We start from the raw sequence: 23,030 nt of genomic DNA, 5'->3' as shown, positions 1-23,030 counted from the left end.
TCCCGGGGCATGGGAGCGGACGTACTGTCGAGGAGTGATCCCCCGAACCCCGGCCGACGGCCCCGAGATGCCCCAGCTCCCCCTGCTCGAGGCGGGAGCCGTGGGGGCGCAGGCCGAGCTGAAGCCGACCTGGCGCGGCTGGATCCACGCCGGCACGTTCCCCGTCGCGATCGCCGCCGGGATCGTGCTCATCGCCCTCGCGCAGGGCGCTCCCGGCAAGTGGGCCGCGGCGGTGTTCATGGCGACCTCGATGCTGCTGTTCGGCAACTCCGCGCTGTACCACCGCTTCCACTGGAAGCCCCGGACCCTGGCGGTGCTCAAGCGCATCGACCACGCGAACATCCTGCTGCTCATCGCCGGCACCTACACCCCGCTCGCGGTGCTGGCCCTGCCCACACCGAAGACCGTGCTGCTGCTGTCGATCGTGTGGGGCGGCGCGCTGCTCGGCATCCTGTTCCGGGTGTTCTGGATCAACGCCCCCCGCTGGCTCTACGTCGCCCTCTACCTCGCCCTGGGCTGGGCGGCGGTGATGTACCTCGGCGACCTGCTGGCGGCGAACGTCGCCATGATGGTGCTCGTCGTCGTGGGCGGCCTGCTCTACACCGCCGGCGCCATCATCTACGCCCTGAAGAAGCCCAACCCCTGGCCCGGGCACTTCGGGTTCCACGAGATCTTCCACGTCTGCACGGTCCTGGCGTTCCTCTGCCACTGGACCGCGTGCCTGCTGATCGCCCTCGCTCCGGCGTATCACGGGAGCTGACCGCGCGCGTCGCCGGATCACGTCGCTTCCGAGCGACCGTTCCTGTCGACTGATTCGGAGGCTACGGATGCCGCGGGCTCGCGGCCGTGGGTCAGCGGCGCGGAGCGGCCGGGTCGATGTCCTCGTCGTCGACGTCGCTGGCCCGCTCCGCTGCGAGCGCCTGCTCCTCGGCGTCCAGTTCCGCGTTGACCTCTTCGCGGTAGCGGCCGCGACGGATGCGACGCAGCATGTCCCACACGAGGAGGAACACGGCGATGCCGATGAAGGCGATCGCGGCGAATCCGAGCGGCCCGGGCGTGACGATCGACTCGTCGGGGGTGACGGCCGGGGAGGGCGTTGTCGCGAGAGCGACGATCACGGGGTGCATGGAGACCTTCTATCCGGGCGGAAGCGCGTAGCCTGGAAGTCCAGCCTAAAGCCCGGAGAGAGCATGACGACGCACGCCCGACTCGACGACCGTTACGGGCGCACGCGCTCTCCGCGACGACGCATCGTGGGCTGGTCCATCGTGGGCGTCCTCGCCCTCGGCGCGATCGGCTTCCTGGGCTGGACGACGGTGTCGAGCAGCCTGAACTCGGTGACCGCCACCGACACCGGCTACACCGTGGTGGACGACCGCACCGTCACCGCGACGTTCCAGATCACCGCGCCCACCGGCCGACCCGTCGCCTGCGCCCTCGAGGCCCGCGACGAAGAGCACGGAACCGTGGGCTGGCGCGTCGTCGAGTACCCGGCATCCGAGGACCACACGCGGGCTTTCACCGAGGAGATTCCGACGCTGTCGCTCGCGACCACGGGTTTTGTCAACGCCTGCTGGGTGCCGTAAACTCGCGGAATCACGACGCGCCCCGGCACGATGCCGGGGCGTTCGACATATCCCCCGCCGACGGCCCGACACCGCCCGCCGTCAGCGCCTCGACGAAGGAGTAACCGTGTCCAACGACGCTCAGGTGACGTTCCTCACGCAAGACGCCTACGACCGCCTGGCCAACGAGCTCGAGCACCTCTCGACCACGGGTCGCGAGGAGATCGCCAAGCGCATCGAGGCCGCTCGCGAAGAGGGCGACCTCAAGGAGAACGGCGGCTACCACGCCGCGAAGGACGAGCAGGGCAAGCAGGAGGCGCGCATCCGCACGCTGCAGCAGCTGTTGAAGGATGCCAAGGTCGGCGAGGCCCCCGAGAGCCACGGTGTCGTGGAGTCGGGAACCGTCGTCACCGCCGTCGTCGCCGGCGGCGAGGAGAAGTTCCTCCTCGGCAACCGCGAGATCGCCGCCAACTCGGAGCTCGACGTCTACAGCGAAGCCTCGCCTCTCGGGGCCGCCATCCTCGGCCTCAAGGAAGGCGACAAGGGCTCGTACACCGCGCCCAACGGGAAGGAGATCTCGGTCGAGATCGTCAAGGTCGAGACCTACTCCGGCCAGTAAGCCCGGTCCGCCCGCGAGCCGCTCCCCCGCCATCGGGGTGGCGGCTCGCGGCGTTTGGGGCGGCCTGCCGCACACGCGCGCCCCGGCCGACGCGCACGACCTCGCGATGCGCGCAACCTCGGCCCGGACCACGGCCCCGCGACGGAGAGTGCGCACATCGCGGAGGGGACGACCCCGGAGCCGGTGACGATCGCCGCCGAGGTCGGCCCGGGACGTTGCGACCCGTCGCCGACGTCAGTCCGGGACGACGGTCGCGACGAAGCCGGCATCCTCGAGCGTCTCGATGACCAGCGCGCGGTGCTCGGCGCCGCGGGTCTCGACGCTCAGCTGCAGGATCACCTCGCTGATCTGCAGCCCCTGCCCGTGCCGCGTGTGCAGCACCTCGATGACATTCGCCCCCACCTGCGCGAGGAGCTCCGAGACGCGGGCCAGCTGGCCCGGGCGGTCGGGAAGCGGAATGCGCAGCGACATATAGCGACCGGATGCCGACAGCCCGTGCGCCACGACGCGCTGTAGGAGCAGCGGGTCGATGTTGCCGCCCGAGAGGATCGTGACGGTGGGACCGCTCGCCCTGACCTTGCCCGCGAGGATCGCCGCGACACCCACGGCGCCGGCCGGCTCGACCACCTGCTTGGCGCGCTCGAGCAGCACGAGCAGTGCGCGGGCGATGTCGTCCTCGGTGACCGTGACGACCTCGTCCACGTACTGCCGGATGAGCTCGAAGGGAAGGTCGCCCGGCCGCGCGACGGCGATGCCGTCGGCGATGGTCGGGGTGGTCTCGACCTGCATCGGGTACCCGGCGGCGAGGGAGGACGGGTAGGCGGCGGAGTTGTGCGCCTGGACGCCGATGACGCGCACCTGGCGCCCCTCCGCGGCCGCCCGCGCTTTGACCGCCGCCGCGACACCCGCGGCCAGCCCGCCGCCGCCGATACCGACGATGACGGTCTCGAGGTCGGGCATGTCCTCGACCAGCTCGAGCCCCAACGTCCCCTGCCCCACCACGATGTCGCGGTGGTCGAACGGGTGGATGAGCACCGCTCCGGTACGCTCGGCGAATTCCGCGGCCAGGCGGAGCGGGGTCTCGACCGTCGCCCCCTCGAGGATCACCTCGGCGCCGTAGCCGCGCGTCGCGAGGAGCTTGGGCACGGGTACACCCAGGGGCATGAAGATCGTCGCCGCGATTCCGAGCTGCTGCGCCGCCAGAGCGACACCCTGCGCGTGGTTGCCGGCCGACGCGGCCACGACTCCACGGGCGCGCTCGTCGGCCGTCAGGCGCGACAGCCGGTATGTCGCCCCGCGGATCTTGAACGAGCCGGTGCGCTGCAGGTTCTCGAGCTTGAGGTTGACGGGCACGCCGAGCAGGTCGGTCAGGTGAAGCGACTCGTCGAGGGGCGTGCGCGTGATGATGCCGCGCAGAGCCTGCGCGGCATCCTCGAACTCGGCCAGGGTGGGAGTGTCGTTCATGATCTCCTTCCGCGCTCACGCGGGACGGTCTGCCAGATGAGATCTCGGGATGCCAGGGCCTGCCCGTCGTGCTGCCAGGCCTTCGAGCTGAGGTAGACGGCGACGACGTTGACGAAGGCCGCGAGGGGCACGGCGAACAGGGCACCGGCGATCCCGCCGATCATCGCGCCGCCGGCGACGACGAGCACGACGGCGAGCGGATGCACCTTGACCGCGGAGCCCATGAGGATCGGCTGCAGCACGTGGCTCTCGATCTGCTGGACGCCCAGGACGACGATCAGCATGAACAATGCGACGAGCGGACCGTTGTAGACGAGGGCGATGAACACCGCCAGGGCCCCGGTGGCCACAGCTCCCACGAACGGGATGAACGCGCCCAGGAACACGAGCACGCCGATCGGGATCGAGAGCGGGACACCGAGGAGGAACGCGCCGAGCCCGATGCCGATCGCATCGATGGTGGCCACGAGCAACTGCGTGCGGGCATAGCTCTTGACGGTCCGCCAGCCCGCGCGACCCGCGCCGTCGACCGCCGGTCGGGCGACACGGGGGAACAGGCGCGTGGTCCACCGCCAGATCCCCCCGCCGTCGGCGAGCAGGCACAGCAGGATGAACAGGGTCAGCAGCACTCCCGTGCCGACGTGGCCGAGAGTCGTCCCGATGGCGAGGGCGCCCGTCCACAGCACCTCGGCCTGCTGCTGCAGGAAGGTACCGGCCTGCCGCAGACCGTCGTCGATCTGCTGCGCGCTCAGGTGCAGGGGCCCGTCGATCAGGTACTGCCGGAACTGCGAGACGGCGTCGACCGTGCGCTCCCGGACCGACCCGAACTCGCGCGTGATCTGCCAGACGGCCAGCCAGACGAGTCCGGAGATGAGGGCGATGGTGCCGAGCACCGTCACGACGATGGCGAGCCACTTGGGCCACCGGTGCCGCAGGAGGAAGGAGAACGCGGGCCACACCAGCGCGGTCACCAGGATCGCCACGAGCAGGGGCACCACGAGGAGCTTCAGCTGGATGACGAGGAAGATCACGACGCCGAGAGCGGCGGCGATCACGAGCAACCGCCAGGCGTACGCGGTGGCCTGACGAAGCGCCGGAGGGACCGGGGGCTGAAGGTCGCTCGAGACGGTGCGCCGCTTGAGGGCGTCGAGGAACGATCCGCGGGGTTCGGGATCGGTTCCACTCATCCCGTCAGCCTACCGCCGCGCACCCCCGGCGAACGCTGGATGTCGGAGGCGGTGGATACGGTGAAAGGCATGACCACGACGCTCCGTCGCGCCGATGCGCGCCGCATCGCCCTCGCCGCCCAGGGCTTCGCGAGACCGCGGCCCGAGACGGTCGGCACGCGCCAGATCACAGCGACCCTGCGTCGCATGCGCATCCTGCAGATCGACTCCGTCAACGTCTTCTCCCGCTCGCACTACATGCCGTTGTTCGCGCGCCTCGGCGCCTACGACACGGCCCTCCTCGACGCCCTCGCCTTCTCGCGCCGCCCGCGCTGGGTGGAGTCGTGGGCGCACGTGGCATCCCTCGTCTCCGCGGACGACTGGCCGCTCCTGCAGTTCCGCCGCGACGACCTGCGCCGCAAGTACGGCGACGACGCGTGGGCGCGGGCCAACGAGCCCCTCCTGCAGTGGTTGCGCGACGAACTCGCCGAGCGGGGGCCGCTGCGGCCCGCGCAGATCGATCACGACGCCCGCAGTGGCTCTCGCGGGTCGTGGTGGGGCTGGGACGACGTCAAGAACGGCCTCGAGCGCCTGTGGCTGTTCGGCGAGGTGGCCATCGCGGGGCGCCGCGGATTCGAGCGTCGGTACGCTCTGGCATCCGACGTGCTGCCTGCGGCCTCGCTCGAGACGCCCGTGCCCCGGGCCGATGCCATCCGCGAGCTCGTTCGGAGGGCGGCGGCGGCCTACGGCGTGGCGACGGCGTCCGACCTGGCCGACTACTGGCGCATCCGCGATCGGCCGGCGGTCATGGCGGCCATCCACGACCTCGTCGACGCGGGCGAGCTCCAGCCCGTGCAGGTCGAGGGATGGTCCGTCGCAGGCCGCCCCGCCAAGGCCTGGCTGCATCGCGACGCGGCACGGCCCCGCACGGTCGACGCCACCGCGCTGCTCACGCCGTTCGACCCCGTCGTGTGGTTCCGCGATCGTGCCGAGCGCCTCTTTGATTTCGATTACCGCATCGAGATCTACACCCCGGCACCGCAGCGCCGGTTCGGCTATTACTCGCTTCCGGTGCTCGTCGGCGACGACGTCGTGGGCCGCCTCGACCTCAAAGCCGACCGCGGGGCGAGTGCCCTGCGGGTGCAGTCGGCGTGGTGGGAGCACGGTGTCTCCCCGGATGCCGCGGAACGCGTCGCCGCCGAGCTGCGCACCGCCGCGCGATGGCAGGGCCTGGAGCGGGTGACGGTGTCGCGATGGGGAGACGCCGCCGATGCGATCGCCGGCGCGCTCTCGGCCGAGCGGCACGAGCACCCCGACGGGCGCTCCACGTGAGATGCGCCCCCTCCGACGAGCGGAGAGGGCGCATCTGCGAGAAGGTCAGAACTGCACGCGAGGCGGCTCGGAGATGGCCGCGCCGTCGATGACCTCGAAGAACTCACGCTCGTGGAAGCCGAGCTGACGAGCGAAGAGGTTGTTCGGGAACACCTTGATCTTGGTGTTGAGCTCGCGCACACCGCCGTTGTAGAACCGGCGAGAGGCCTGGATCTTGTCTTCGGTGTCGACGATGGCCTGCTGCAGCTTGAGGAAGTTCTGGCTCGCCTGCAGCTGCGGGTAGGCCTCGGCCACGGCGAACAGCGACTTCAGCGCCTGCTGCATGTGGCCCTCGGCGACACCCGCCTCGGCGGGGCTCTCGACGTTCAGCGTCTCGGCGCGGGCGCGGGTGACGTTCTCGAAGACCGCCTTCTCGTGCGCCGCATAGCCCTTCACCGTCTCGATGAGGTTGGGCAGCAGATCGGCGCGACGCTTGAGCTGTACCGTGATGTCACTCCACGCTTCGTCGACGCGCACGTTGAGCGAGACGAGGGCGTTGTAGGTGGCCCACAGGTAGATGCCGGCGATGACCAGGATGCCGACGATCACGATGACCGGTACGAGCCACTCCCACATAAGGCCCCACACTCCGTTCGAGAGATTGCCCTTCAGTGTAACTGCGGGCCGGTCGGCGTGACGGAGCCGGGCGGCGACTCCCAGCGGATGCGATGGATGCCGTACCCCCGGTGGGACTCGAACCCACACTGAAGCGATTTTAAGTCGCCTGCCTCTGCCATTGGGCTACGGGGGCCCGGCTCCCACCGTAGCGCGGGGCGGCAGCGTGGCCGTCGTCCCGCGGACCGCGGCCTTCACCTGCGAACCCCGGATGCCGCGACCCGGCGCGCCCGTCACGACGTCCGCAGAAGGGCCTCGCCCCGACCCTCCCGCGGCGCGAGCCGGCGGCGACCTCTCACGCCGAGACCCCCGCACCCACACGGGGCACGGGGGTCTCGAAATCGATGACGTTACTTCGCCGCGACGGGCTCGGCCTTCTTCTCGGCCGGGGCCGGGGCGTCGGCCGCGGGAGCCGCCGGGCGCGGACGTGCCGCGAACTCCTCGAACGCCGCGCGGGGCTTCTGCACGGCCTCGAGCGACACGACCTCACGGCCGTGGACGAAGTTCTGCATCCAGTCGCCGATCACGCGGAACTTGCGCTCCCACGTGGGCATGGCCAGACCGTGGTAACCGCGGTGGGCGAACCAGGCGATCAGACCGGTCAGGGCGATGTTGCCCGACTGGAACGCGCCGTTGTACAGGCCCAGACCGGCGACGGCGCCGAGGTTCTTGTGGTTGTACTGCTTGGGCTCCTCACCGCGCAGCACGGCCACGAGGTTCTTCGCCATCAGTTTGCCCTGACGCACCGCGTGCTGCGCGTTGGGAACGCAGAACCCGCCGACGCCGCCACCCGACAGGTCGGGAACGGCCGAGACGTCACCGGCGGCCCAGGCACCCTCGACGATCTCCTCGTCGGTGCCGACGCGCAGGTCGGGACGGGTGCGGATGCGACCGCGCTCCTCCACGGGGAGGTCGCTGCCGCGCACCACCGTGGGGTTCGCCATGACGCCCGCGGTCCAGATGATGAGGTCGGTGGGCAGCTGCTCACCGGTGGACAGCTCGATGACGCCGTCCACGGCGCCCTTGACCTGCGTGTCGAGGTGCACGAAGGCACCCTTCTTCGCGAGGTCGGCGAGCACCCACTCGCTCGTCTTCTGCGACACCTCGGGCATGATGCGGCCCATGGCCTCGATGAGGTGGAAGTGCGTGTCGTCGAACGACAGCGTGGGGTACTGCTTCAGCAGCGACGACGCGTAGGCGCGCAGCTCGGCGAACACCTCGATGCCGGCGAACCCGCCACCGACGACGACGACCGTCAGAAGGCGGTCGCGCTCGGGACCGGCGGGCAGCACCGATGCCTTGTCGAAGTTCGACGTGAGGCGGTCGCGGATGGCCACGGCCTCTTCGATGGTCTTGAGACCGATGGCGTTGTCGGCGATGCCGGGGATCGGGAACGTGCGCGAGACGGCACCGGCGGTCACGACGATCTGGTCGTAGCCCTGCTCGAAGGTCTCGTCGCCCGCGATCGGGGTGATCGTGGCGGTCTTGGTCGCGTGGGAGATGCCCGTGACCTTGCCCGCGATGACGGTGGTGCGCTTGAGGTGGCGGCGCAGGCCGACCACGACGTGGCGCGGCTCGATCTCGCCGGCGGCCACCTCGGGAAGGAACGGCTGGTACGTCATGTACGGCAGCGGGTCGACGAGCGTGACTTCGGCCTCGTTGCGCCCGAGGAGCTTCTCGAGCTTCCAGGCGGTGTAGAAACCTGCGTAGCCCCCACCGACGATGAGGATTCTGGGCACGGTAGTGGTCACGATGGGAGGGACTCCTCGTTTGTGGTGCGGCTCGGCTCGCGGGAGGTGCGCGCCTGTCGGATTCGCCGGGCAGCAGCACTGACGCCGAGCGCAATCATTATAGCGGCCAGCGTGGCACCCCCGAGCGGCAGCGATCCGTAGAGCACGCTATCGCGTGAAGGCAGCAGAGGCGAACCGGCCTCGGGTGCGGATTCCACGGGCGGCAGAGCGGGGATCTCGACAGGGCTCGCCGTCGGTTCGGGCGCCGGCTCCGCGTCGGCGCGACGGTAGAGGCGGATCCATTCCTTCAGACTGCCCAGCGGGTTCTCGCTGACGGTATCGACCCTCGCCGACACCGCGCCGGCGGCATCCACCAGTCCGTAGCCGTACAGCTTGTCGGGAACGCTCGTCGCCCCAGCCGCGCGCTTCGCGGTCTGGATCAGCCGGTTGAGCACGTTGTTCGCGTCGAGGTCGGGGTGGGCCGAGCGCACCAGCGCGGCGATGCCCGCGACGATCGGCGCCGCCCCGCTCGTCCCGTTCCAGCCGACGAGGGTGCCGTCGGAGGAGACGCCGATGAGCCGCTCGCTGGGGGCGGACAGCCCGATCGTGATGCCCTGGGTGGAGGCGCTGCTGCTCGCGGTGCCGTTCGGGTCGACGCCGCCCACCGCGAGGACGCCCGGGATGGTCGCCGGGGCGCCCACGCGGTCGGTGCCACTCCCCCGGTTGCCTGCGGCGACGACCACGACCACGTCGTGATCGAAGGCGTACTCGAACGCGGTGTCCCAACTGGTGTCCCAGTCGAGGGTGTTGGTGGTCAGCGAGAGGTTGATGACGGTCGCGCCGTTGTCGACCGCCCACGTCATCGCCTCGGCGATCTGCTCCGAGAACGGCTTCGTGCTCGACGCGCCGAATCCGACCGAGATCGACAGCAGCTCGGCCTCGGGCGCCACGCCGATCATGCCGCGTCCGTTGCCCGTGCCGCGCGCCGCGGCGAGCGAGGCGACCCAGCTGCCGTGGTTGGCATCCACCGCTCCCACCGGCGTGCGCCCGTCGGACGCACCCACGCCGGAGACGTCGGTGCCGCCGGCCACCGCGCCGGTGAACTCGGCGGGACCGCGGGCGATCCCGGTGTCGATGATGGCGATCTTCTGCCCCGCGCCGCGGGTGGTCTTCCAGGCCTCCCGCACGCCGTACTGGTCGAGCCAGTACTCCGACGCGCGCACCGAGTCGGTGGGGTCTTCCGGCACCGGGCCCTGTGTCGCCGCGGGAGACGCCGTCGCACCGGTCATCACCGCCATCAGGATGACGGATGCCACGGCTGCGACGACGCGCTTCATCCGCCGGCCCCGGGGCTTTCGCAGACGCAGCGATCGGGCGACCAGGTGCCGCGCTCGAGAGCCCGGTCCCCGATCGGATTGACGCCCGGGCCGGCCGCCAGGGCGTGCCCGGCGAGAGCGTGCAGGCACTTCACGCGTGTCGGCATCCCCCCCGCCGAGATGCCCGCGATCTCCTCGGGCTCGCCGTACGCCGCACGGTCGCGCAGGTAGGCCTCGTGCGCGAGACGGTAGTCCTGCTGCAGCTCCTCGTCGGAGGCGAGTTCGTCGGAGAACTCCTTCATCACGTGGCCGGCCTCGAGCACCGACATCGCCGCGGTCGCTGCGGGGTGCGTCAGGTAGTAGAAGGTCGGGAACGGGCTGCCGTCGTCGAGCCGCGGCGAGGTCGCCACCACGGTCGGATTGCCGCACACGCATCGCGCGGCGATGCCGATGACCCCGCGCGGAACACGGCCGAGCTGCGCCTGCAGAACGGCGAGGTCGGCGTCGGAAGCGGGGGGAAGAGGTGCGGTAGTCATCCCTGACAGGGTACCCGGCGCGTCCGACACCGCGCCCGGTGCGGGCGGCGCCCGGCGCGGCGGCGGCTGGACCCGGCATCCGGGGGCGACCGAGGGGCGGTCAGCCGGCCGGCGGCTCGGTCGGGGCGGGGTCGGGCACGCCGATCTGCAGCGACGGGACGGCCACCTGCGCCGCACCGGACGCAGCCACCGAGCGCGCGAGCTGCGCCATCCAGTCGGTGCGCGTCTGCCCGACGTCTTCGCTGACGTCGGCCTGCTCCTGGGGTGTCGCCGAGGCGGGCAGATCGTTGTCGATCAGGTAGACGACCTCGCCGGGGAAGGTGTACCCCAGCCGCTCACGCGCCTGGGTGCGGATGTACGCCGGGTCCGACCACCGCTCGCGCTGCGTCTGCAGGTCGGCGACCTCCGACTGGCTGAGGGCGACGGCGCTGCGCAGTGCCTGGATCTGCTGGCGCTGGTCCATGTACGTGCCGACGGTGGGCACGAGCACGAAGGTGCCCAGCACGACCAGACCCAGCATGATGACGACGAAACCCGAGATGCGCACCTTCCCGAGCCACTCGCGCACGTCGACGCGCTGTCCGCCCGCCGACCGGGGCGGGGCCGTCGGGCGCCGCGAGGCGGTCGGATCGGGCTGGCGGCGCGGCGCCTTCTTGCCGGCGGGCGGCCGGGGGGCGGTCGTCTTGCGGGGAGGCAGTGTCGGTCGGTCCACGTCCATCCCCTCTCATCCGCCGGTGCACGCATGCCCGGACCGCAGGCGAGTCTACGTCGGCGGTCTCGGCGTTCCCGGTGGGCCACGCCGCGTGCTCGGTGGCCGGTGCCACGGGGTCGGCCCCCGCCGCGCGCCGCCTGAAGCGGATGCCACGGGTCGGGCTCGCGAACGCGGCCCCACCCCGCGGCGCGACATGGTCGTCGCCGGAAACGACGAAGGAGGGGGAGCCCGTGGGCTCCCCCTCCTCGGATGTCAGACGCTCAGCCCTTGAAACGGGGGAACGCCGAGCGGCCCGCGAAGACCGCGGCGTCGCCGAGGTCTTCCTCGATACGCAGCAGCTGGTTGTACTTCGCGACGCGCTCGCTGCGCGCCGGGGCACCGGTCTTGATCTGGCCGGCGTTCACAGCGACCGCGAGGTCGGCGATCGTGGTGTCCTCGGTCTCGCCCGAGCGGTGCGAGAGCATCGAGGTGTAGCCCGAGCGGGTCGCCAGCGAGATCGCGTCGAGCGTCTCGGACAGCGTGCCGATCTGGTTCACCTTGACCAGCAGCGAGTTGGCGACACCGAGGTCGATGCCCTGCTGCAGGCGCTTGGGGTTGGTGACGAACAGGTCGTCGCCGACGAGCTGCACCTTGGAGCCGATGGCATCCGTCAGCTTCTTCCAGCCGTCCCAGTCGTCTTCGGCGAGGGCGTCCTCGATCGTGACGATCGGGAAGTTCGCGACGAGGTCGGCGAAGTAGTCGACGAGCGTGTCGACGCTCCACTCCTTGCCCTCGACGGTGTACACGCCGTCCTTGTAGAACTCGGTGGCGGCGACGTCGAGTCCGACGGCGATGTCCTTGCCGGGGGTGAAGCCGGCCTTCTCGATCGCACGGATGAGGAAGTCGAGGCCCTCGCGGTTGCTGGGCAGGTCGGGGGCGAAGCCGCCCTCGTCGCCGAGACCGGTGTTGTAGCCCGCGGACTTCAGCTCGCCCTTGAGGACGTGGTAGACCTCGGTGCCCCAGCGCAGCGACTCGCCGTAGGTGTCGGCGCCGATGGGCGCGAGGAAGAACTCCTGGAAGTCGATGCCGTTGTCGGCGTGCTCGCCGCCGTTGATGACGTTGAACAGCGGGACGGGCAGCAGGTGCGCGTTCGGTCCGCCGAGGTACCGGAACAGCGGAAGGTCGGCGCTGTCGGCGGCGGCCTTGGCCACGGCGAGCGAGACGCCCAGGATGGCGTTTGCGCCGGTGCGCGACTTGTTGTCGGTGCCGTCGGTCTCGATGAGGATCTCGTCGATGATGCGCTGCTCGCTGGCCTCGACGCCCTCGATGGCGGGGCCGAGCTCGTCGACGACCGCGGCGACGGCCTTGAGCACGCCCTTGCCGCTGTAGCGGCTCTTGTCGCCGTCGCGCAGTTCGTAGGCCTCGAACGCGCCGGTGGACGCGCCGGAGGGGACGGCCGCCCGCTGGACGATTCCGTCGTCGAGGAGCACCTCCACCTCGACGGTCGGGTTACCGCGCGAATCCAGGATCTCGCGCGCGTTGACAGCCTCGATAAGTGCCACGAAGGACTCCTCGTTGGTTCTTGGGTGGAAGAGGGTGGAGCGTCGTCGGTCCACCGTCGAGTCTAGTGACCCGTCCCGCCGGGCGTGGGGTCGACGATGATCGCCACCGCGATCCCGTCCCACCCCTTGCGATCGAGGGTCTGCAACGCCGTCGCGTCGAAGCGCGGGTCGCTTCCGAGCATCTCGACGCCCCGACGAGCACCCTGCACCTTCGAGTCGGCGGTCCCGGCATCCGCCACCTCTCCCCCGCGCACGACGTTGTCGAGCACGACGACCGTGCCGGGGCGGCCCAGGCGCGCCGCCCAGTCGAGGTATCTGGTGTTCGACTCCTTGTCGGCGTCGATGAAGACGAGGTCGAAGGGGTCTCCCCCGTCGAGAGTCGGCAGCACGTCGGTGCCGCGACCGAGCAGGATGTCGACGCGCTCGGCCACTCCCGCCCGCTCCAGGTTCGCCCGCGCGACGGCGGCGTTGGCCGGTTCGGCCTCGATCGTCACGACGCGCCCGTGCGCCCCCACGGCCCGGGCGAGCCAGATGGTGGAGTATGCGCCGAGGGTGCCGATCTCGAGCACGCGGCGAGCGCCCGCGATACGCGCGAGCAGGTGCAGGAACTTCGCGTTCACCGGCGCGACCTCGATGGCGGGCATGCCGGCGTCGTGCTGTGCGCGCAGCGCCGCGTCCAGCGCGGGGTCGGAGCCGACGAGCGTCTCGGTCAGGAACGCATCGACGTCGTCGGAGGTGGGCACCCCTCCACCCTGGCGCGGCGGAGGGTGCGGGTCAACGCTCGCCGCGGAGGTGCGCGCGGGTCATCTCGTCGTACTCGTCGTCGGAGAGGTCGTCGAAGCCCTTCGCCTCGACGCGGTCCGACCGCATCCATCGGATCATGAGGATGACGAGGATCGGCACGTCGGCGAACTCGGCGATGAACCAGATCATGTCGCCCGCGAGGTGCTGGTCGTGCAGCAGCGACGGCCACCACGACACCGCCTTCGCGGCATCCGGGACGAGATCCAGCACCGAGTCGTTCAGGCGCATCAGCAGCCCCGGCACCGAGTCGATGAGCAGCTCGACGAACGCGAGCAGGAACTCGATCGCGATGAACGTGCCCGTGTGGACCGCGCCGAGCGCCATCATGGGCAGCACCATCGCCGACCCCACGAGCGGCACGACGACGCCGAGAGATGCCTGCACGAGGGGATTCACGCGCAGGATGCCGGCCACCGGCGTGAGGAAGAGGCAGAACACCGCGGCGATGACGACGGTGGCCACCATCGCGTTGCCGAAGACGCGCGTGACCCGTGCGGCCAGGAGGCGCTCGCGCACACCCCGGGGGACGAGGTCGAGCGGACGTCCGGCGGCGATCCCGGCGGGGACGGCGAAGATCAGCAGCGCGATGCGGGTCGAGAACGCCCACCGCAGCTGCCCCGAGTACACGCCGAGGAATCCGAGCTCGATCACGGCGTACGGCAGCAGCCCGAGGGCGAAGAAGCCGATCGTGCGCCGGAGCGGCCAGGGCTCTCCCCGGCGACTCGACCGCCGCACGGCGAGCAGATAGGCCGTGGATGCCACGAGCAGCACGCCGAGCGTGAGGGGATCGGCGCGCCAGGTGCGGAGGAAGACATCGACGGGAGGCGTGAGGGAACGCTAGGCCGAGAAGCTATGCGGGAGCCGGGACCCGGTCCCCCGCAGCCCTCAGCGCTCCGCCCTGACCACGACCGGCGCGACCTCCAGCGCCGCCAGGACCGCCGGCAGCAGCGCCTCCGCGGTACGGCGGTACCCCAGGGCACTCGGGTGGAAGCGGTCGACGCTGAACATCTCGTCGGGACGCTCGGCGAAGACCGGTCCCACCGCTCTCGCCAGCGCGACGACGCGACCCCCGGACCGGTGCACGGCCGCGGCCTGCGCGGCGGCCAGCTGCCGCGACGATCGCGCGGCCAGCGCCCGGAGCGGCTGCGGGATCGCCCGCAGCGTGCCGAGGTCGGGGCAGGTGCCCACGACGACCGGGATCCCGCTCCCCCGGAGCGCGCGCACGATCTCCTCGAGCTGCCCCGCGGAGCGGGAGGCCGGGATGCGGTGCGTCACGTCGTTCCCGCCGACCACGATGACCGCGGCATCCGGACGGTACCCCTCGGGCAGCGCCGCGAGCTGTCCGACCAACGCCGAGGTCTCCGACCCCACGACCGCCTCGGTCCGCAACCGCACCGGTCGCCCGGCCGCGCGGGCGATGCCCTTGGCCAGACGCGCCCCGAGGGTGTCGCGCCGATGTGCGGCGCCCAAGCCGGCCGCGATCGAGTCGCCGAGCAGCAGCAGCTCGACCGGGGGCCCCGGGTGCTTCTTGCGTCGCCAGACCCGGTCGGCGTCGAGCGCCTGCTCCCCCAGTGGTTTGCCGATGCGGCGCCGTGCGATCGCCGCCTGGCGGGCGATGAGGGTGCGCAGCCCCACGGCCCCGGCGCCCAGCAACGCGATCGCGGAGGCGGCGGTCACGGTCACCGGACGACGCATGCTCCGATGAGACCGGCCCGCGGTGAACGGCCGGTGGACACACCGTGACAGCGCGGCGACGGCGGGCTCCCGGCATCCTGGGTCTTCTCCGGATGCCGAAGCCCGACGCACCGATTCAGCCGGCGACGCGAGCGCCCCGCGCCCGCAGCACGAGGGCGAGAGCCAGCACCGCCACCGCGAGACCGATGTCGAGCGCGAGACCGGCGAGGAGTTCGTCGCGGCCGGCCGCGCCGGTGAAGGTCACGACACCCCCGATGACGATGACGCCGAACGACAGCGCGAGTTGCTGGGCGGTGCTGAACATTCCACCCGACAGCCCCGCCGCCTCGACGGGCACTTCGCGCACGACGAGCTGCGTGAGCGGCGAGAAGATGAGCGCCTGACCGACGCCGAGCAGCACGAGCGCCGGCTGCAGCCACAGCCCGATGTCGCTGCCCCACGCGACGCCGAGGGTCGCCGCCATCGCGATGAGGGCGACGATCTGCACGCTGACCCCGAGCACGAGCGTCGCGTCGCCCAGTCGGCTCTGCACCCGCGCGACCGCGAGCGACATGGCCGCGAACACCACGGCGAACGGCAGCAGCGCGAGCCCCGCCTGCAGGGAGCTGAGCCCGCCGGCCTCGACCGCGCGCGGGAAGACGTAGAGCAGAGCCGAGTAGCCGGCGAAGAACAGCGCGGCCGCGAGCAGGCCCAGCTGCAAGGGACGCAGGCGCAGCACGCTCGGCGGAAGCAGCGGCACGCGCCCCGACCGCTCGATGCCGTTCTGGTGCCGCCACATCGCCACGAGGGCGACGGCGGCGACGACGAGGGCGATCGCGACGGGCCACGACCAGTTCCACACCGGCCCGAAGGTCAAGGCGACCGAGGCCGCCAGGATGCCGACGGCGAGCGCCGCCGTGCCGACGAGGTCGATCGCGACCACCTCGTGCGAGCGGGAGCGGGGGGCGAGGGGCGCGAACGAGATCGCCGCGACCGCGATGAGGGCGACGACGACGAACACCGCACGCCAGCCTTCGACGGGACCGAACGACAGGGCCGCGAGCGCACCACCGGCCACCTGCCCCACGGCGGCGCCGATCCCGCCGCTCGCCCCGAAGGCGGCGATCGCGCGGGTGCGCGCCGCTCCGCGCGAGGTCGCCTGGATGGTGCCGAGGACCTGGGGCGTGCACAGCGCCGCCCCCACGCCCTGCACCACTCGGGCGGCGATGAGCGTCTCGATGGAGGGCGCGAGGGCGCAGGCGATCGCCGACACCAGGAACAGCCCCATCCCGAGCGTGTAGAGGCGGTGGCGCCCGAAGCGGTCCCCGAGTCTCCCGCCGAGGATCAGCAGGACCGCGAACGGGATGCCGTACGCCGCGATGACGAGCTCGAGGGCGACGTCGCCGGCCCCGAACCGCTCGCGGAGCGTGGGGAGGATCACGGTGACGGCGTTGAAGGCGAACGTGCCGGCACCGGGGCCGAGCAGGAAACCGAGGTAGCGCCAGGTCGGCACGTCGTCGGCCTGGGGGCGGATCGGCGTCGGGGCGCTGCCGGTCGCCGGTTGTGCGGAGGTGGTCATGGTGCCAGCATGGAGCGCGTCGCATCCTGGTACCAGGAGCCCGCTCATCCTGGTACTGCCACCACTCCTCACGGGGCGGATGCAGGACGTGGGCGGTTCTAGGATCGCCGGAGGAGGATGCCATGACACGGTCCGACGATGTCCGCGCGGAATTCGCCGCGTTCCTGCGGAGCCGCCGCGCGCGCCTGCGCCCCGCCGACGTCGGCCTGCCCGACGGGACGCGCCGCCGGGTCGCGGGGCTGCGCCGCGAAGAGGTCGCGCAGCTCGCCGGGGTGGGGCTGACCTGGTACACCTGGCTCGAGCAGGGGCGCCCGATCGCCGCCTCGGCCCAGGTGGTGACGGCGATCGCCCGCGCGCTGCTGCTCAGCGACGACGAGCGCGACCACCTCTTCGACCTGGCCGACCTCCCCCTCCCCGACCGCGCGACGCGGACGTGCGTCGGGCAGACCCACCTCGACCTGCTCGAGAAGCTCCTGCCCTACCCCGCCGCGGTGCAGACCGCGCGCTTCGACATCCGCGCGTTCAACCGTTCCTACCGCTACCTCTTCGACGACCTGGACGACCTGCCCGTCGACCGCCGCAACTGCGCCGTCCTGCTCTTCACCGATCCGGCGTGGCAGCGCGCCCACGTCGACCTCGACCACGCGCAGCGACGAATCGCCGCGCGCCTGCGCACCGCCTACGGCCGCCACCACGACGAGGCGTCGTGGCAGCGCTTCGTGGCCGAACTCGAGGCGATGTCGCCGCGCTTCGGTGAGCTGTGGCGATTGGGCGACGTGGGCGGGGAGCGAAACGCCCTCAAGCATTTGCTCCACCCCCGCGTCGGCGAGCTGCACCTCGAGATGTCGAGCCTGTGGATCGACGAGGCACTCGGCTCGCGCGTGGTGTGGTTCTCTCCTCGGGATGCCGCGACCGCCGAGCGCCTCGAACGGCTCGCCGCGGAGCGTCCGAGCGATGCTCTGGTCAGCGTGGCGGCGTGAGGTCCCGGCGCGGCGCCGACCTCGGCCGCCCCGGCGACCCGAGCCTCACGACAGGGGCTTGAGCTCCAGCGACTCCACCGTAGTGTCGGACCCCACGGAGGCGAACGCGGTGTACCCGTCGGCCGCCGACCGCTCCAGCAGGGCCTTCATGTTCTTCACCCGCTGCTCGAGACGCACGCGCGCCCCGTCGGCGATGAGGCGGCCCTTCAGCGCGACCAGCCGATCGAGCGGAACGTCCCGGTCGTGCACGAGCACGACGGAGCGATCCCCGTCGGCCTCGTCGTCGGGCAGCAGGTCGACGATGCGCTCGAAGCCGATAGAGAAGCCCACCGCCGGCACCTGCTGGCCGAGGAACCGACCGATCATGCCGTCGTAGCGGCCGCCGCCGCCGAGCGAGTAGTCGACGCTCGGGTGCGCGAGCTCGAAGATCGTGCCCGTGTAGTAGCCCATGCCGCGCACGAGGAACGGGTCGAACACGAGCGGTGCGTCCGCACCGCGGGCGGCTGCCACCGTCTCCCCCAGGGCGACGAGGTGGGCGATGACCTCGTCCGGGATTCCGTCGGGCAGGGCCGCGCGGATCCCCGCGTCGTCGAAAGTCGGCGCACCCGCCGGCCGCTCGAGGTACGCAGCGAGGGCGTCCACGGCCGCGGGGGTCGCCGCGCGCTCGCGCAGCTCGGCGATGACGCCCGAGGGGCCGACCTTGTCGAGCTTGTCGATCGTGATGAGCACACCGGGGCGCTCGTCGGGGGCGAAGCCGAAGACGTCCAGCATGGCGTCGAGCAAGCGTCGGTCGTTCACGCGGATCGATCCGCCCTCGAGGCCGAGCGCGTCGAGCACGTCGAGGCTCGCGATCATGAGCTCCGCCTCGGCGCGCGCGGACGCGTCGCCGATGATGTCGATGTCGCACTGCAGGAATTGGCGGTAGCGCCCCTTCTGCGGGCGCTCGGCCCTCCAGACGGGAGCCATCTGGATCGCGCGGAACACCGTCGGCAGCTGCGCACGGTTCGTCGCGTAGAAGCGTGCCAGCGGAACCGTGAGGTCGTAGCGCAGGCCCAGGTCGGCCAGCGCCGCCGGGTCGTCGGCCGCGGCGCGGATGCCCTCGGCATCCATCCCTCGCTTCAAGATGCTGAACGACAGCTTCTCGTTATCCCCCCCGAGACCGGCGTGCAGACGCGAGTACTCCTCCATGACGGGCGTCTCGATCTCGTCGAAGCCGTGCGCACGGTAGCGCTCGCGGATGACGGCGAGCACGCGCTCGCGACGGGCCTTGTCAGCGGGGAGGAAGTCGCGCATGCCGCGCGGCGGATTCACGGATGCCACGGTCCCATTGTTCCAGGCTCGCGCGCGGTCGAACGCTCCACCGAGACCGCATGCACGTGCCGAGACCGTAGGCGGATGTCATCCTGCGCCTGCGGTGTCGTCAACCGGCCGCGGTCTCGGCGGCCCGCACGTCGGCGCGAACGGTGCGCAGGCGCTCGCGCAGTGCGCGCTCGGCGTCCCAGCCGCGCTCCCGCGCGAGCTGGACGAGGGCGAGCAGGGCGTCACCGAGCTCGGCCTCGGAGGCGGGGTCGGCGAGTCGGTGATGCGGGGCGGGAACCCCGACCTGCGCGGCCTTGCCGATCACCTTCTGCGCGAGGCTGAGCGAGGGCATGTGATCGCTGACACCGTCGAGCACGCTCGTACGCTCGCGCTTCTCGGCCGCCTTCGCCGCGTTCCAGTGCACGAGCACCTCTTCGGGCGTGGATGCCACGGCGCCCGCGAAGACATGGGGATGCCGCCGCACCATCTTCTCGGTCAGACCGCGCGCCACGTCGTCGATGTCGAAGGGGTCGTCGAGGTCGCCCGCCGCGATCTCCGCGTGGAACAGCACCTGCCAGAGCAGATCGCCGAGCTCCTCCCGCAGGTCGGCGCGCGTGCCCGCCTCGACGGCGTCGATGACCTCGGCACTCTCCTCGACGAGATAGGGCACGAGGTCGCGGTGGTCGATCTGCTGCGTCCACACGCACCGTTCGCGCACGGCGTGCATCGTCCGGGCGGCTTCTCGCAGGGCGTCGTCGCTCACGGTGTCTCCCTCCGCGGCCCCCGACGGGCCCGCTGTCGACGAGTATGCCCCGCGGAACTCTCGCGCGGCGCGCTCCTTCCCCGTTTCATGGCCGTCGCGGTCGAGGCGGGGCCTGCGCCGCCCCGCGCGAGGTCGTCGATATCGACGTGACCGGAAAGCCGGATGCCGATCCCGGAACGGGCCGAAATCCTGCGGCCCTCGCCACCCGTAGCCGGATATTGTCCGGAATTCGCCGTGCGAGACGGCGGCCCCGCGTCACACGTGATCTGCGCGCAACAGGACGCGGATAATCTGGGGCGTGTGCGTGAACTGACCCCGACCGAGGCGATCGACCTCGTGGGCCGCTTCGAAGCCGGCCAGGAACTGCCCGAACAGATGCGCGCCGACGTGCGCCTGCTCGGATCGCTCCTCGGCCGCGTCCTTCAGGAGAGCGGCTCCCCCGGACTGTACGACGACGTCGAGCGGCTGCGCACGGCGACGATCCAGGCCTACACCGATGAGACGCCCGAAGCGTTCGAGCGGGCGGCGGCCATCGCCGACGGCTTGTCGATCGAGCGTGCCGACGAAGTGGCACGCGCCTTCACGGCGTACTTCCACCTCGTCAACCTCGTCGAGGAGCACCAGCGCGTGCGCGTGCTGCGCGAGCGCGGCGATCGCCCGTCGCGCTCCGGCACCCCCGACACGATTGCGACGGCGTTCGAGCGTCTCGCCGGCGAGGTCGGCGAAGAGACAGCGCTCGCGCGCCTGCAGGCTCTGCGCTTCCACCCCGTCTTCACCGCGCACCCCACCGAGGCCCGCCGCCGAGCGATCTCGACCAGCATCCGCCGCCTGTCCGAACTGCTCGCCGAGCACGACGACGCCGCCGGCAACGACAGCGAGAGCCGCCGTGCCGAGCGTCGCATGCTCGAGGAGATCGACACCCTGTGGCGCACCGCCCCGCTGCGGCGCGAGAAGCCGTCACCGGTCGACGAGGTGCGCTCGGTCATGGCCGTCTTCGACGAGACGCTCTACACCGCGGTCCCGCGCGTGTACCGCCGTATCGACGACATCCTCCAGGGCGAGAACGCCGGCGCCCGCGCGCCGATCGTGAAGCCCTTCGTGCGCGTCGGCTCCTGGGTCGGCGGCGACCGTGACGGCAACCCGTTCGTCACGGCATCCGTCACCCGCAAGGCGGCCGCGATCGCCAGCGAACACGTGCTCCTGGGCCTTGAGCGCACCACGCAGCGCGTGGGACGGGGATTGACCCTGGATGCCGAGACCACTGCGCCCAGTGACGCCCTCGTCGCCCTGTGGCACCGTCTGCGCGCCGCCGACGAAGACGCCGCAGCGGAGATCGCCGAGCGCTCGCCCGACGAGCCGCACCGGCGCATCCTGCTGCTGCTCGCGCGGAAGATCGCCGCGACCCGCACGCGGAACGCCGACCTCGCCTACCGCGACCCGGAGCACCTGCTCACCGACCTTCGGACCGTACAGGACTCGCTCGTCGCCGCGGGTGCCGCGCGTCAGGCGTACGGCGCTCTGCAGCGCCTGGTGTGGCAGGTCGAGACCTACGGCTTCCACCTCACCGAACTCGAGGTGCGGCAGCACTCGGCGGTCCACCGCAAGGTGCTCGACGAGCTGCGCGCGGGCGGTGCCCGCAGCGAGCAGGCCGACGAGGTCCTCGAGGTGTTCCGCTCGATCGCCTACGTGCAGGAGCGCTTCGGCCCCCGCGCCGCCGGCCGTTACATCGTGTCGTTCACGCAGTCGGCGGAAGACCTCGCGAACGTGCACGAGCTCGCCTCCTACGCGATGGGGCCGGGCGAAGCCCTGCCCGTGCTCGACGTCATCCCGCTGTTCGAGACTTTCGCCGACCTGCAGGCGGCCCCCGGCATCCTCGCCGAGATCGTCTCGCACCCCTCGTTCGTGAGCCGCCTGGATGCCACCGGCCGCCGCCTCGAGGTCATGCTCGGCTACTCCGACTCGTCGAAGGACGTCGGACCCGTCGCCGCCAACCTCGCGCTGTACGAGGCCCAGGCCGCGATCTCGACATGGGCCGAGACCGAGGGGATCGAGCTCACCCTCTTCCACGGTCGCGGCGGAGCGCTCGGGCGCGGCGGAGGACCGGCGAACTCCGCGATCCTCGCGCAGCCCCCGCACTCGGTCGACGGCCGCTTCAAGCTCACCGAGCAGGGCGAGGTCATCTTCGCGCGCTACGGCGACCCCGACATCGCCATGCGCCACATCGACCAGGTCGCGGCGGCCGTGCTCACGGCGTCCTCCCCCTCCATCGAACGCCGCAACCGCGGGGCGGCGGACGCCTTCGCCGACGTCGCGAAGAAGATGGACGTCGCCTCGCGCGAGCGGTTCTTCGCGCTGGTGAAGGCTCCGGGCTTCGCGCCGTGGTTCGCGACGGTCACGCCGATGGAGGAGCTGGGGCACCTCGCGCTGGGCTCACGGCCCGCCCGTCGCGGTCTCTCGGTGGAGTCGCTGGAAGACCTCCGAGCGATCCCGTGGGTGTTCTCCTGGACGCAGGCGCGTATCAACCTCGCCGGTTGGTTCGGCCTGGGCACGGCGCTCGACGCCGTCGGCGACGAGCAGCGTCTGCGAGAGGCGTACGAGCAGTGGCCGCTGTTCCGCACGATGATCGACAACGTCGCGATGAGTCTCGCGAAGGCCGACGAACGCATCGCCCGGCGCTACCTCGCCCTCGGTGACCGCGACGACCTCGCCGACCTCGTCATGGACGAGATGCTGCTCACCCGCTCCTGGGTCGAGCGGATCACCGGCGGCGACCTGCTGGGGAACAAGCCGATCCTGCAGCGGGCCGTCAAGATGCGCAGTCCGTACGTCGACGCACTGTCGCTCCTGCAGCTGCGCGCGCTGCGCGCCCTGCGGGACGTCGATTCCGAGAACCCGACTCCGGATGCCGAGCACCAGCGCCTTCTCCTCCTCTCGGTGAGCGGTGTCGCGGCCGGCCTTCAGAACACCGGCTGAACCGCTCCACCCCCCGCGATGCGTCGACTCCTCACCCGGGGTCGGCGCATCGTCGTTTTCCGGGTGCGTCGATGCGCACACGACCTTCGGTGGCGTCGATACCCACACGACCGCGCGAGCACGACGACGCCACCACGACGGCACGACGACGTCGAGCGACGACGCCGAGCGACGGCGTCGGGCTGAACGTGCGGTTCTGAACCCAGGTGTGCGAAGGCATGCCGCGTCCGCGGGCTGTTGCCACGCACAGCGTGACCGCGCGCCGACGTACACCAAACGGGTCGCTCCGCGGGTACCGGGAAGCGCCGGTACGCGTCCCCCTT

Annotated in this window: 22 protein-coding genes and 1 tRNA gene; 6 read left to right on the top strand and 17 right to left on the bottom strand. The window is 71.4% G+C overall.

Annotated features, from left to right (window positions below):
• Positions 1–67: 67 nt before the first annotated feature.
• Positions 68–760, top strand: a complete 693-nt coding sequence (trhA, locus tag RWH45_RS12860) for a PAQR family membrane homeostasis protein TrhA (protein WP_315995890.1) — start codon at positions 68–70, stop codon at positions 758–760.
• Positions 761–851: 91 nt separating this feature from the next.
• On the opposite strand, the gene RWH45_RS12855 is transcribed toward trhA, so the two are convergent.
• Entirely contained in the window at positions 852–1,127 is a 276-nt protein-coding gene (locus RWH45_RS12855; protein WP_315995297.1) for a hypothetical protein, read from the bottom strand.
• A 63-nt stretch (positions 1,128–1,190) separates the two neighbouring features.
• On the opposite strand from RWH45_RS12855, the gene RWH45_RS12850 reads away from it, so the two are divergent.
• Both RWH45_RS12850 and greA read left to right on the top strand, forming a co-directional pair.
• A complete protein-coding gene (locus RWH45_RS12850) occupies positions 1,191–1,586 on the top strand; it encodes a DUF4307 domain-containing protein (protein WP_315995296.1) in 396 nt (131 codons plus the stop codon).
• A gap of 106 nt (positions 1,587–1,692) precedes the next feature.
• Positions 1,693–2,184, top strand: coding sequence for a transcription elongation factor GreA (greA, locus tag RWH45_RS12845; RefSeq protein WP_295840371.1), 492 nt, complete (start codon positions 1,693–1,695; stop codon positions 2,182–2,184).
• A gap of 234 nt (positions 2,185–2,418) precedes the next feature.
• On the opposite strand, the gene ilvA is transcribed toward greA, so the two are convergent.
• Both ilvA and RWH45_RS12835 read right to left on the bottom strand, forming a co-directional pair.
• Positions 2,419–3,648 carry a threonine ammonia-lyase gene (gene ilvA, locus RWH45_RS12840; RefSeq protein ID WP_315995295.1) on the bottom strand — a complete coding sequence of 410 codons (1,230 nt, stop codon included), beginning with the start codon at positions 3,646–3,648 and terminating at the stop codon, positions 2,419–2,421.
• Complete coding sequence (locus tag RWH45_RS12835) at positions 3,645–4,835, bottom strand: AI-2E family transporter (protein ID WP_315995294.1); 1,191 nt, start codon at positions 4,833–4,835, stop codon at positions 3,645–3,647. Before RWH45_RS12835 ends, ilvA begins: the two co-directional genes overlap by 4 nt.
• A 69-nt stretch (positions 4,836–4,904) precedes the next feature.
• On the opposite strand from RWH45_RS12835, the gene RWH45_RS12830 reads away from it, so the two are divergent.
• Positions 4,905–6,146 (top strand): winged helix-turn-helix domain-containing protein, encoded by a 1,242-nt coding sequence (locus RWH45_RS12830; RefSeq protein ID WP_315995293.1) that lies wholly within the window; start codon positions 4,905–4,907, stop codon positions 6,144–6,146.
• Between the two features lie 45 nt (positions 6,147–6,191).
• On the opposite strand, the gene RWH45_RS12825 is transcribed toward RWH45_RS12830, so the two are convergent.
• From RWH45_RS12825 to RWH45_RS12775, 11 genes are all read right to left on the bottom strand, one after another.
• On the bottom strand, positions 6,192–6,761 hold the full coding sequence (locus RWH45_RS12825) for a LemA family protein (protein ID WP_315995292.1): 570 nt from the start codon (positions 6,759–6,761) through the stop codon (positions 6,192–6,194).
• A 102-nt stretch (positions 6,762–6,863) separates the two neighbouring features.
• A tRNA-Leu gene (locus tag RWH45_RS12820) sits at positions 6,864–6,936 on the bottom strand.
• A gap of 214 nt (positions 6,937–7,150) precedes the next feature.
• A complete protein-coding gene (locus RWH45_RS12815) occupies positions 7,151–8,551 on the bottom strand; it encodes an NAD(P)/FAD-dependent oxidoreductase (RefSeq protein WP_315995291.1) in 1,401 nt (466 codons plus the stop codon).
• Positions 8,548–9,867, bottom strand: coding sequence for a S8 family serine peptidase (locus RWH45_RS12810; protein ID WP_315995290.1), 1,320 nt, complete (start codon positions 9,865–9,867; stop codon positions 8,548–8,550). The genes RWH45_RS12815 and RWH45_RS12810 overlap by 4 nt, the downstream gene beginning before the upstream one ends.
• Positions 9,864–10,382 carry a DUF501 domain-containing protein gene (locus tag RWH45_RS12805; RefSeq protein ID WP_315995289.1) on the bottom strand — a complete coding sequence of 173 codons (519 nt, stop codon included), beginning with the start codon at positions 10,380–10,382 and terminating at the stop codon, positions 9,864–9,866. Before RWH45_RS12805 ends, RWH45_RS12810 begins: the two co-directional genes overlap by 4 nt.
• Positions 10,383–10,482: 100 nt before the next feature.
• Complete coding sequence (locus RWH45_RS12800; RefSeq protein ID WP_315995288.1) at positions 10,483–11,100, bottom strand: FtsB family cell division protein; 618 nt, start codon at positions 11,098–11,100, stop codon at positions 10,483–10,485.
• A 254-nt stretch (positions 11,101–11,354) separates the two neighbouring features.
• Positions 11,355–12,635 carry a phosphopyruvate hydratase gene (gene eno, locus RWH45_RS12795; RefSeq protein WP_315995287.1) on the bottom strand — a complete coding sequence of 427 codons (1,281 nt, stop codon included), beginning with the start codon at positions 12,633–12,635 and terminating at the stop codon, positions 11,355–11,357.
• A 62-nt stretch (positions 12,636–12,697) separates the two neighbouring features.
• A complete protein-coding gene (locus tag RWH45_RS12790) occupies positions 12,698–13,378 on the bottom strand; it encodes an O-methyltransferase (protein WP_315995286.1) in 681 nt (226 codons plus the stop codon).
• 31 nt (positions 13,379–13,409) lie between these two features.
• Positions 13,410–14,201: a cytochrome c oxidase assembly protein gene (locus RWH45_RS12785; protein ID WP_315995285.1), complete on the bottom strand. Its 792-nt coding sequence runs from the start codon at positions 14,199–14,201 to the stop codon at positions 13,410–13,412.
• Between the two features lie 123 nt (positions 14,202–14,324).
• Positions 14,325–15,134 (bottom strand): SGNH/GDSL hydrolase family protein, encoded by an 810-nt coding sequence (locus RWH45_RS12780; protein ID WP_315995284.1) that lies wholly within the window; start codon positions 15,132–15,134, stop codon positions 14,325–14,327.
• A 115-nt stretch (positions 15,135–15,249) separates the two neighbouring features.
• A complete protein-coding gene (locus RWH45_RS12775) occupies positions 15,250–16,692 on the bottom strand; it encodes an MFS transporter (RefSeq protein ID WP_315995283.1) in 1,443 nt (480 codons plus the stop codon).
• A gap of 122 nt (positions 16,693–16,814) precedes the next feature.
• Here RWH45_RS12775 and RWH45_RS12770 point away from each other — a divergent pair, with 122 nt between their 5' ends.
• On the top strand, positions 16,815–17,672 hold the full coding sequence (locus tag RWH45_RS12770) for a helix-turn-helix transcriptional regulator (RefSeq protein WP_315995282.1): 858 nt from the start codon (positions 16,815–16,817) through the stop codon (positions 17,670–17,672).
• Positions 17,673–17,717: 45 nt separating this feature from the next.
• Here the strand turns inward: RWH45_RS12770 and hisS are convergent, their stop codons facing one another.
• Both hisS and RWH45_RS12760 read right to left on the bottom strand, forming a co-directional pair.
• On the bottom strand, positions 17,718–18,965 hold the full coding sequence (gene hisS, locus RWH45_RS12765; protein ID WP_315995889.1) for a histidine--tRNA ligase: 1,248 nt from the start codon (positions 18,963–18,965) through the stop codon (positions 17,718–17,720).
• Between the two features lie 127 nt (positions 18,966–19,092).
• Positions 19,093–19,698 (bottom strand): nucleoside triphosphate pyrophosphohydrolase, encoded by a 606-nt coding sequence (locus tag RWH45_RS12760; protein ID WP_315995888.1) that lies wholly within the window; start codon positions 19,696–19,698, stop codon positions 19,093–19,095.
• 336 nt (positions 19,699–20,034) lie between these two features.
• Here RWH45_RS12760 and RWH45_RS12755 point away from each other — a divergent pair, with 336 nt between their 5' ends.
• Positions 20,035–22,707 (top strand): phosphoenolpyruvate carboxylase, encoded by a 2,673-nt coding sequence (locus RWH45_RS12755; RefSeq protein ID WP_315995281.1) that lies wholly within the window; start codon positions 20,035–20,037, stop codon positions 22,705–22,707.
• Positions 22,708–22,738: 31 nt separating this feature from the next.
• Here the strand turns inward: RWH45_RS12755 and RWH45_RS12750 are convergent, their stop codons facing one another.
• The gene (locus tag RWH45_RS12750) at positions 22,739–22,927 is read right to left on the bottom strand and encodes a hypothetical protein (RefSeq protein WP_315995280.1); all 189 of its coding nucleotides are present in this window, start codon (positions 22,925–22,927) and stop codon (positions 22,739–22,741) included.
• Between the last annotated feature and the right edge of the window lie 103 nt (positions 22,928–23,030).

Source organism: Microbacterium galbum, assembly GCF_032464915.1.
GTDB lineage: Bacteria > Actinomycetota > Actinomycetes > Actinomycetales > Microbacteriaceae > Microbacterium > Microbacterium galbum.
The sequence above is the reverse complement of the archived record's forward strand: the minus strand, read 5'-3'. Positions and strand labels throughout refer to the sequence as shown.

What these genes read in the sequence shown, in the direction of transcription:
- trhA (WP_315995890.1), top strand. Translation starts at nt 68, where the DNA reads ATGCCCCAGCTCCCCCTGCTCGAGGCGGGAGCCGTGGGGGCGCAGGCC.
- RWH45_RS12855 (WP_315995297.1), bottom strand. Translation starts at nt 1,127, where the DNA reads ATGCACCCCGTGATCGTCGCTCTCGCGACAACGCCCTCCCCGGCCGTC.
- RWH45_RS12850 (WP_315995296.1), top strand. Translation starts at nt 1,191, where the DNA reads ATGACGACGCACGCCCGACTCGACGACCGTTACGGGCGCACGCGCTCT.
- ilvA (WP_315995295.1), bottom strand. Translation starts at nt 3,648, where the DNA reads ATGAACGACACTCCCACCCTGGCCGAGTTCGAGGATGCCGCGCAGGCT.
- RWH45_RS12835 (WP_315995294.1), bottom strand. Translation starts at nt 4,835, where the DNA reads ATGAGTGGAACCGATCCCGAACCCCGCGGATCGTTCCTCGACGCCCTC.
- RWH45_RS12830 (WP_315995293.1), top strand. Translation starts at nt 4,905, where the DNA reads ATGACCACGACGCTCCGTCGCGCCGATGCGCGCCGCATCGCCCTCGCC.
- RWH45_RS12825 (WP_315995292.1), bottom strand. Translation starts at nt 6,761, where the DNA reads ATGTGGGAGTGGCTCGTACCGGTCATCGTGATCGTCGGCATCCTGGTC.
- RWH45_RS12810 (WP_315995290.1), bottom strand. Translation starts at nt 9,867, where the DNA reads ATGAAGCGCGTCGTCGCAGCCGTGGCATCCGTCATCCTGATGGCGGTG.
- RWH45_RS12805 (WP_315995289.1), bottom strand. Translation starts at nt 10,382, where the DNA reads ATGACTACCGCACCTCTTCCCCCCGCTTCCGACGCCGACCTCGCCGTT.
- RWH45_RS12800 (WP_315995288.1), bottom strand. Translation starts at nt 11,100, where the DNA reads ATGGACGTGGACCGACCGACACTGCCTCCCCGCAAGACGACCGCCCCC.
- RWH45_RS12780 (WP_315995284.1), bottom strand. Translation starts at nt 15,134, where the DNA reads ATGCGTCGTCCGGTGACCGTGACCGCCGCCTCCGCGATCGCGTTGCTG.
- RWH45_RS12775 (WP_315995283.1), bottom strand. Translation starts at nt 16,692, where the DNA reads ATGACCACCTCCGCACAACCGGCGACCGGCAGCGCCCCGACGCCGATC.
- RWH45_RS12770 (WP_315995282.1), top strand. Translation starts at nt 16,815, where the DNA reads ATGACACGGTCCGACGATGTCCGCGCGGAATTCGCCGCGTTCCTGCGG.
- hisS (WP_315995889.1), bottom strand. Translation starts at nt 18,965, where the DNA reads ATGCGCGACTTCCTCCCCGCTGACAAGGCCCGTCGCGAGCGCGTGCTC.
- RWH45_RS12760 (WP_315995888.1), bottom strand. Translation starts at nt 19,698, where the DNA reads ATGCACGCCGTGCGCGAACGGTGCGTGTGGACGCAGCAGATCGACCAC.
- RWH45_RS12750 (WP_315995280.1), bottom strand. Translation starts at nt 22,927, where the DNA reads ATGCCTTCGCACACCTGGGTTCAGAACCGCACGTTCAGCCCGACGCCG.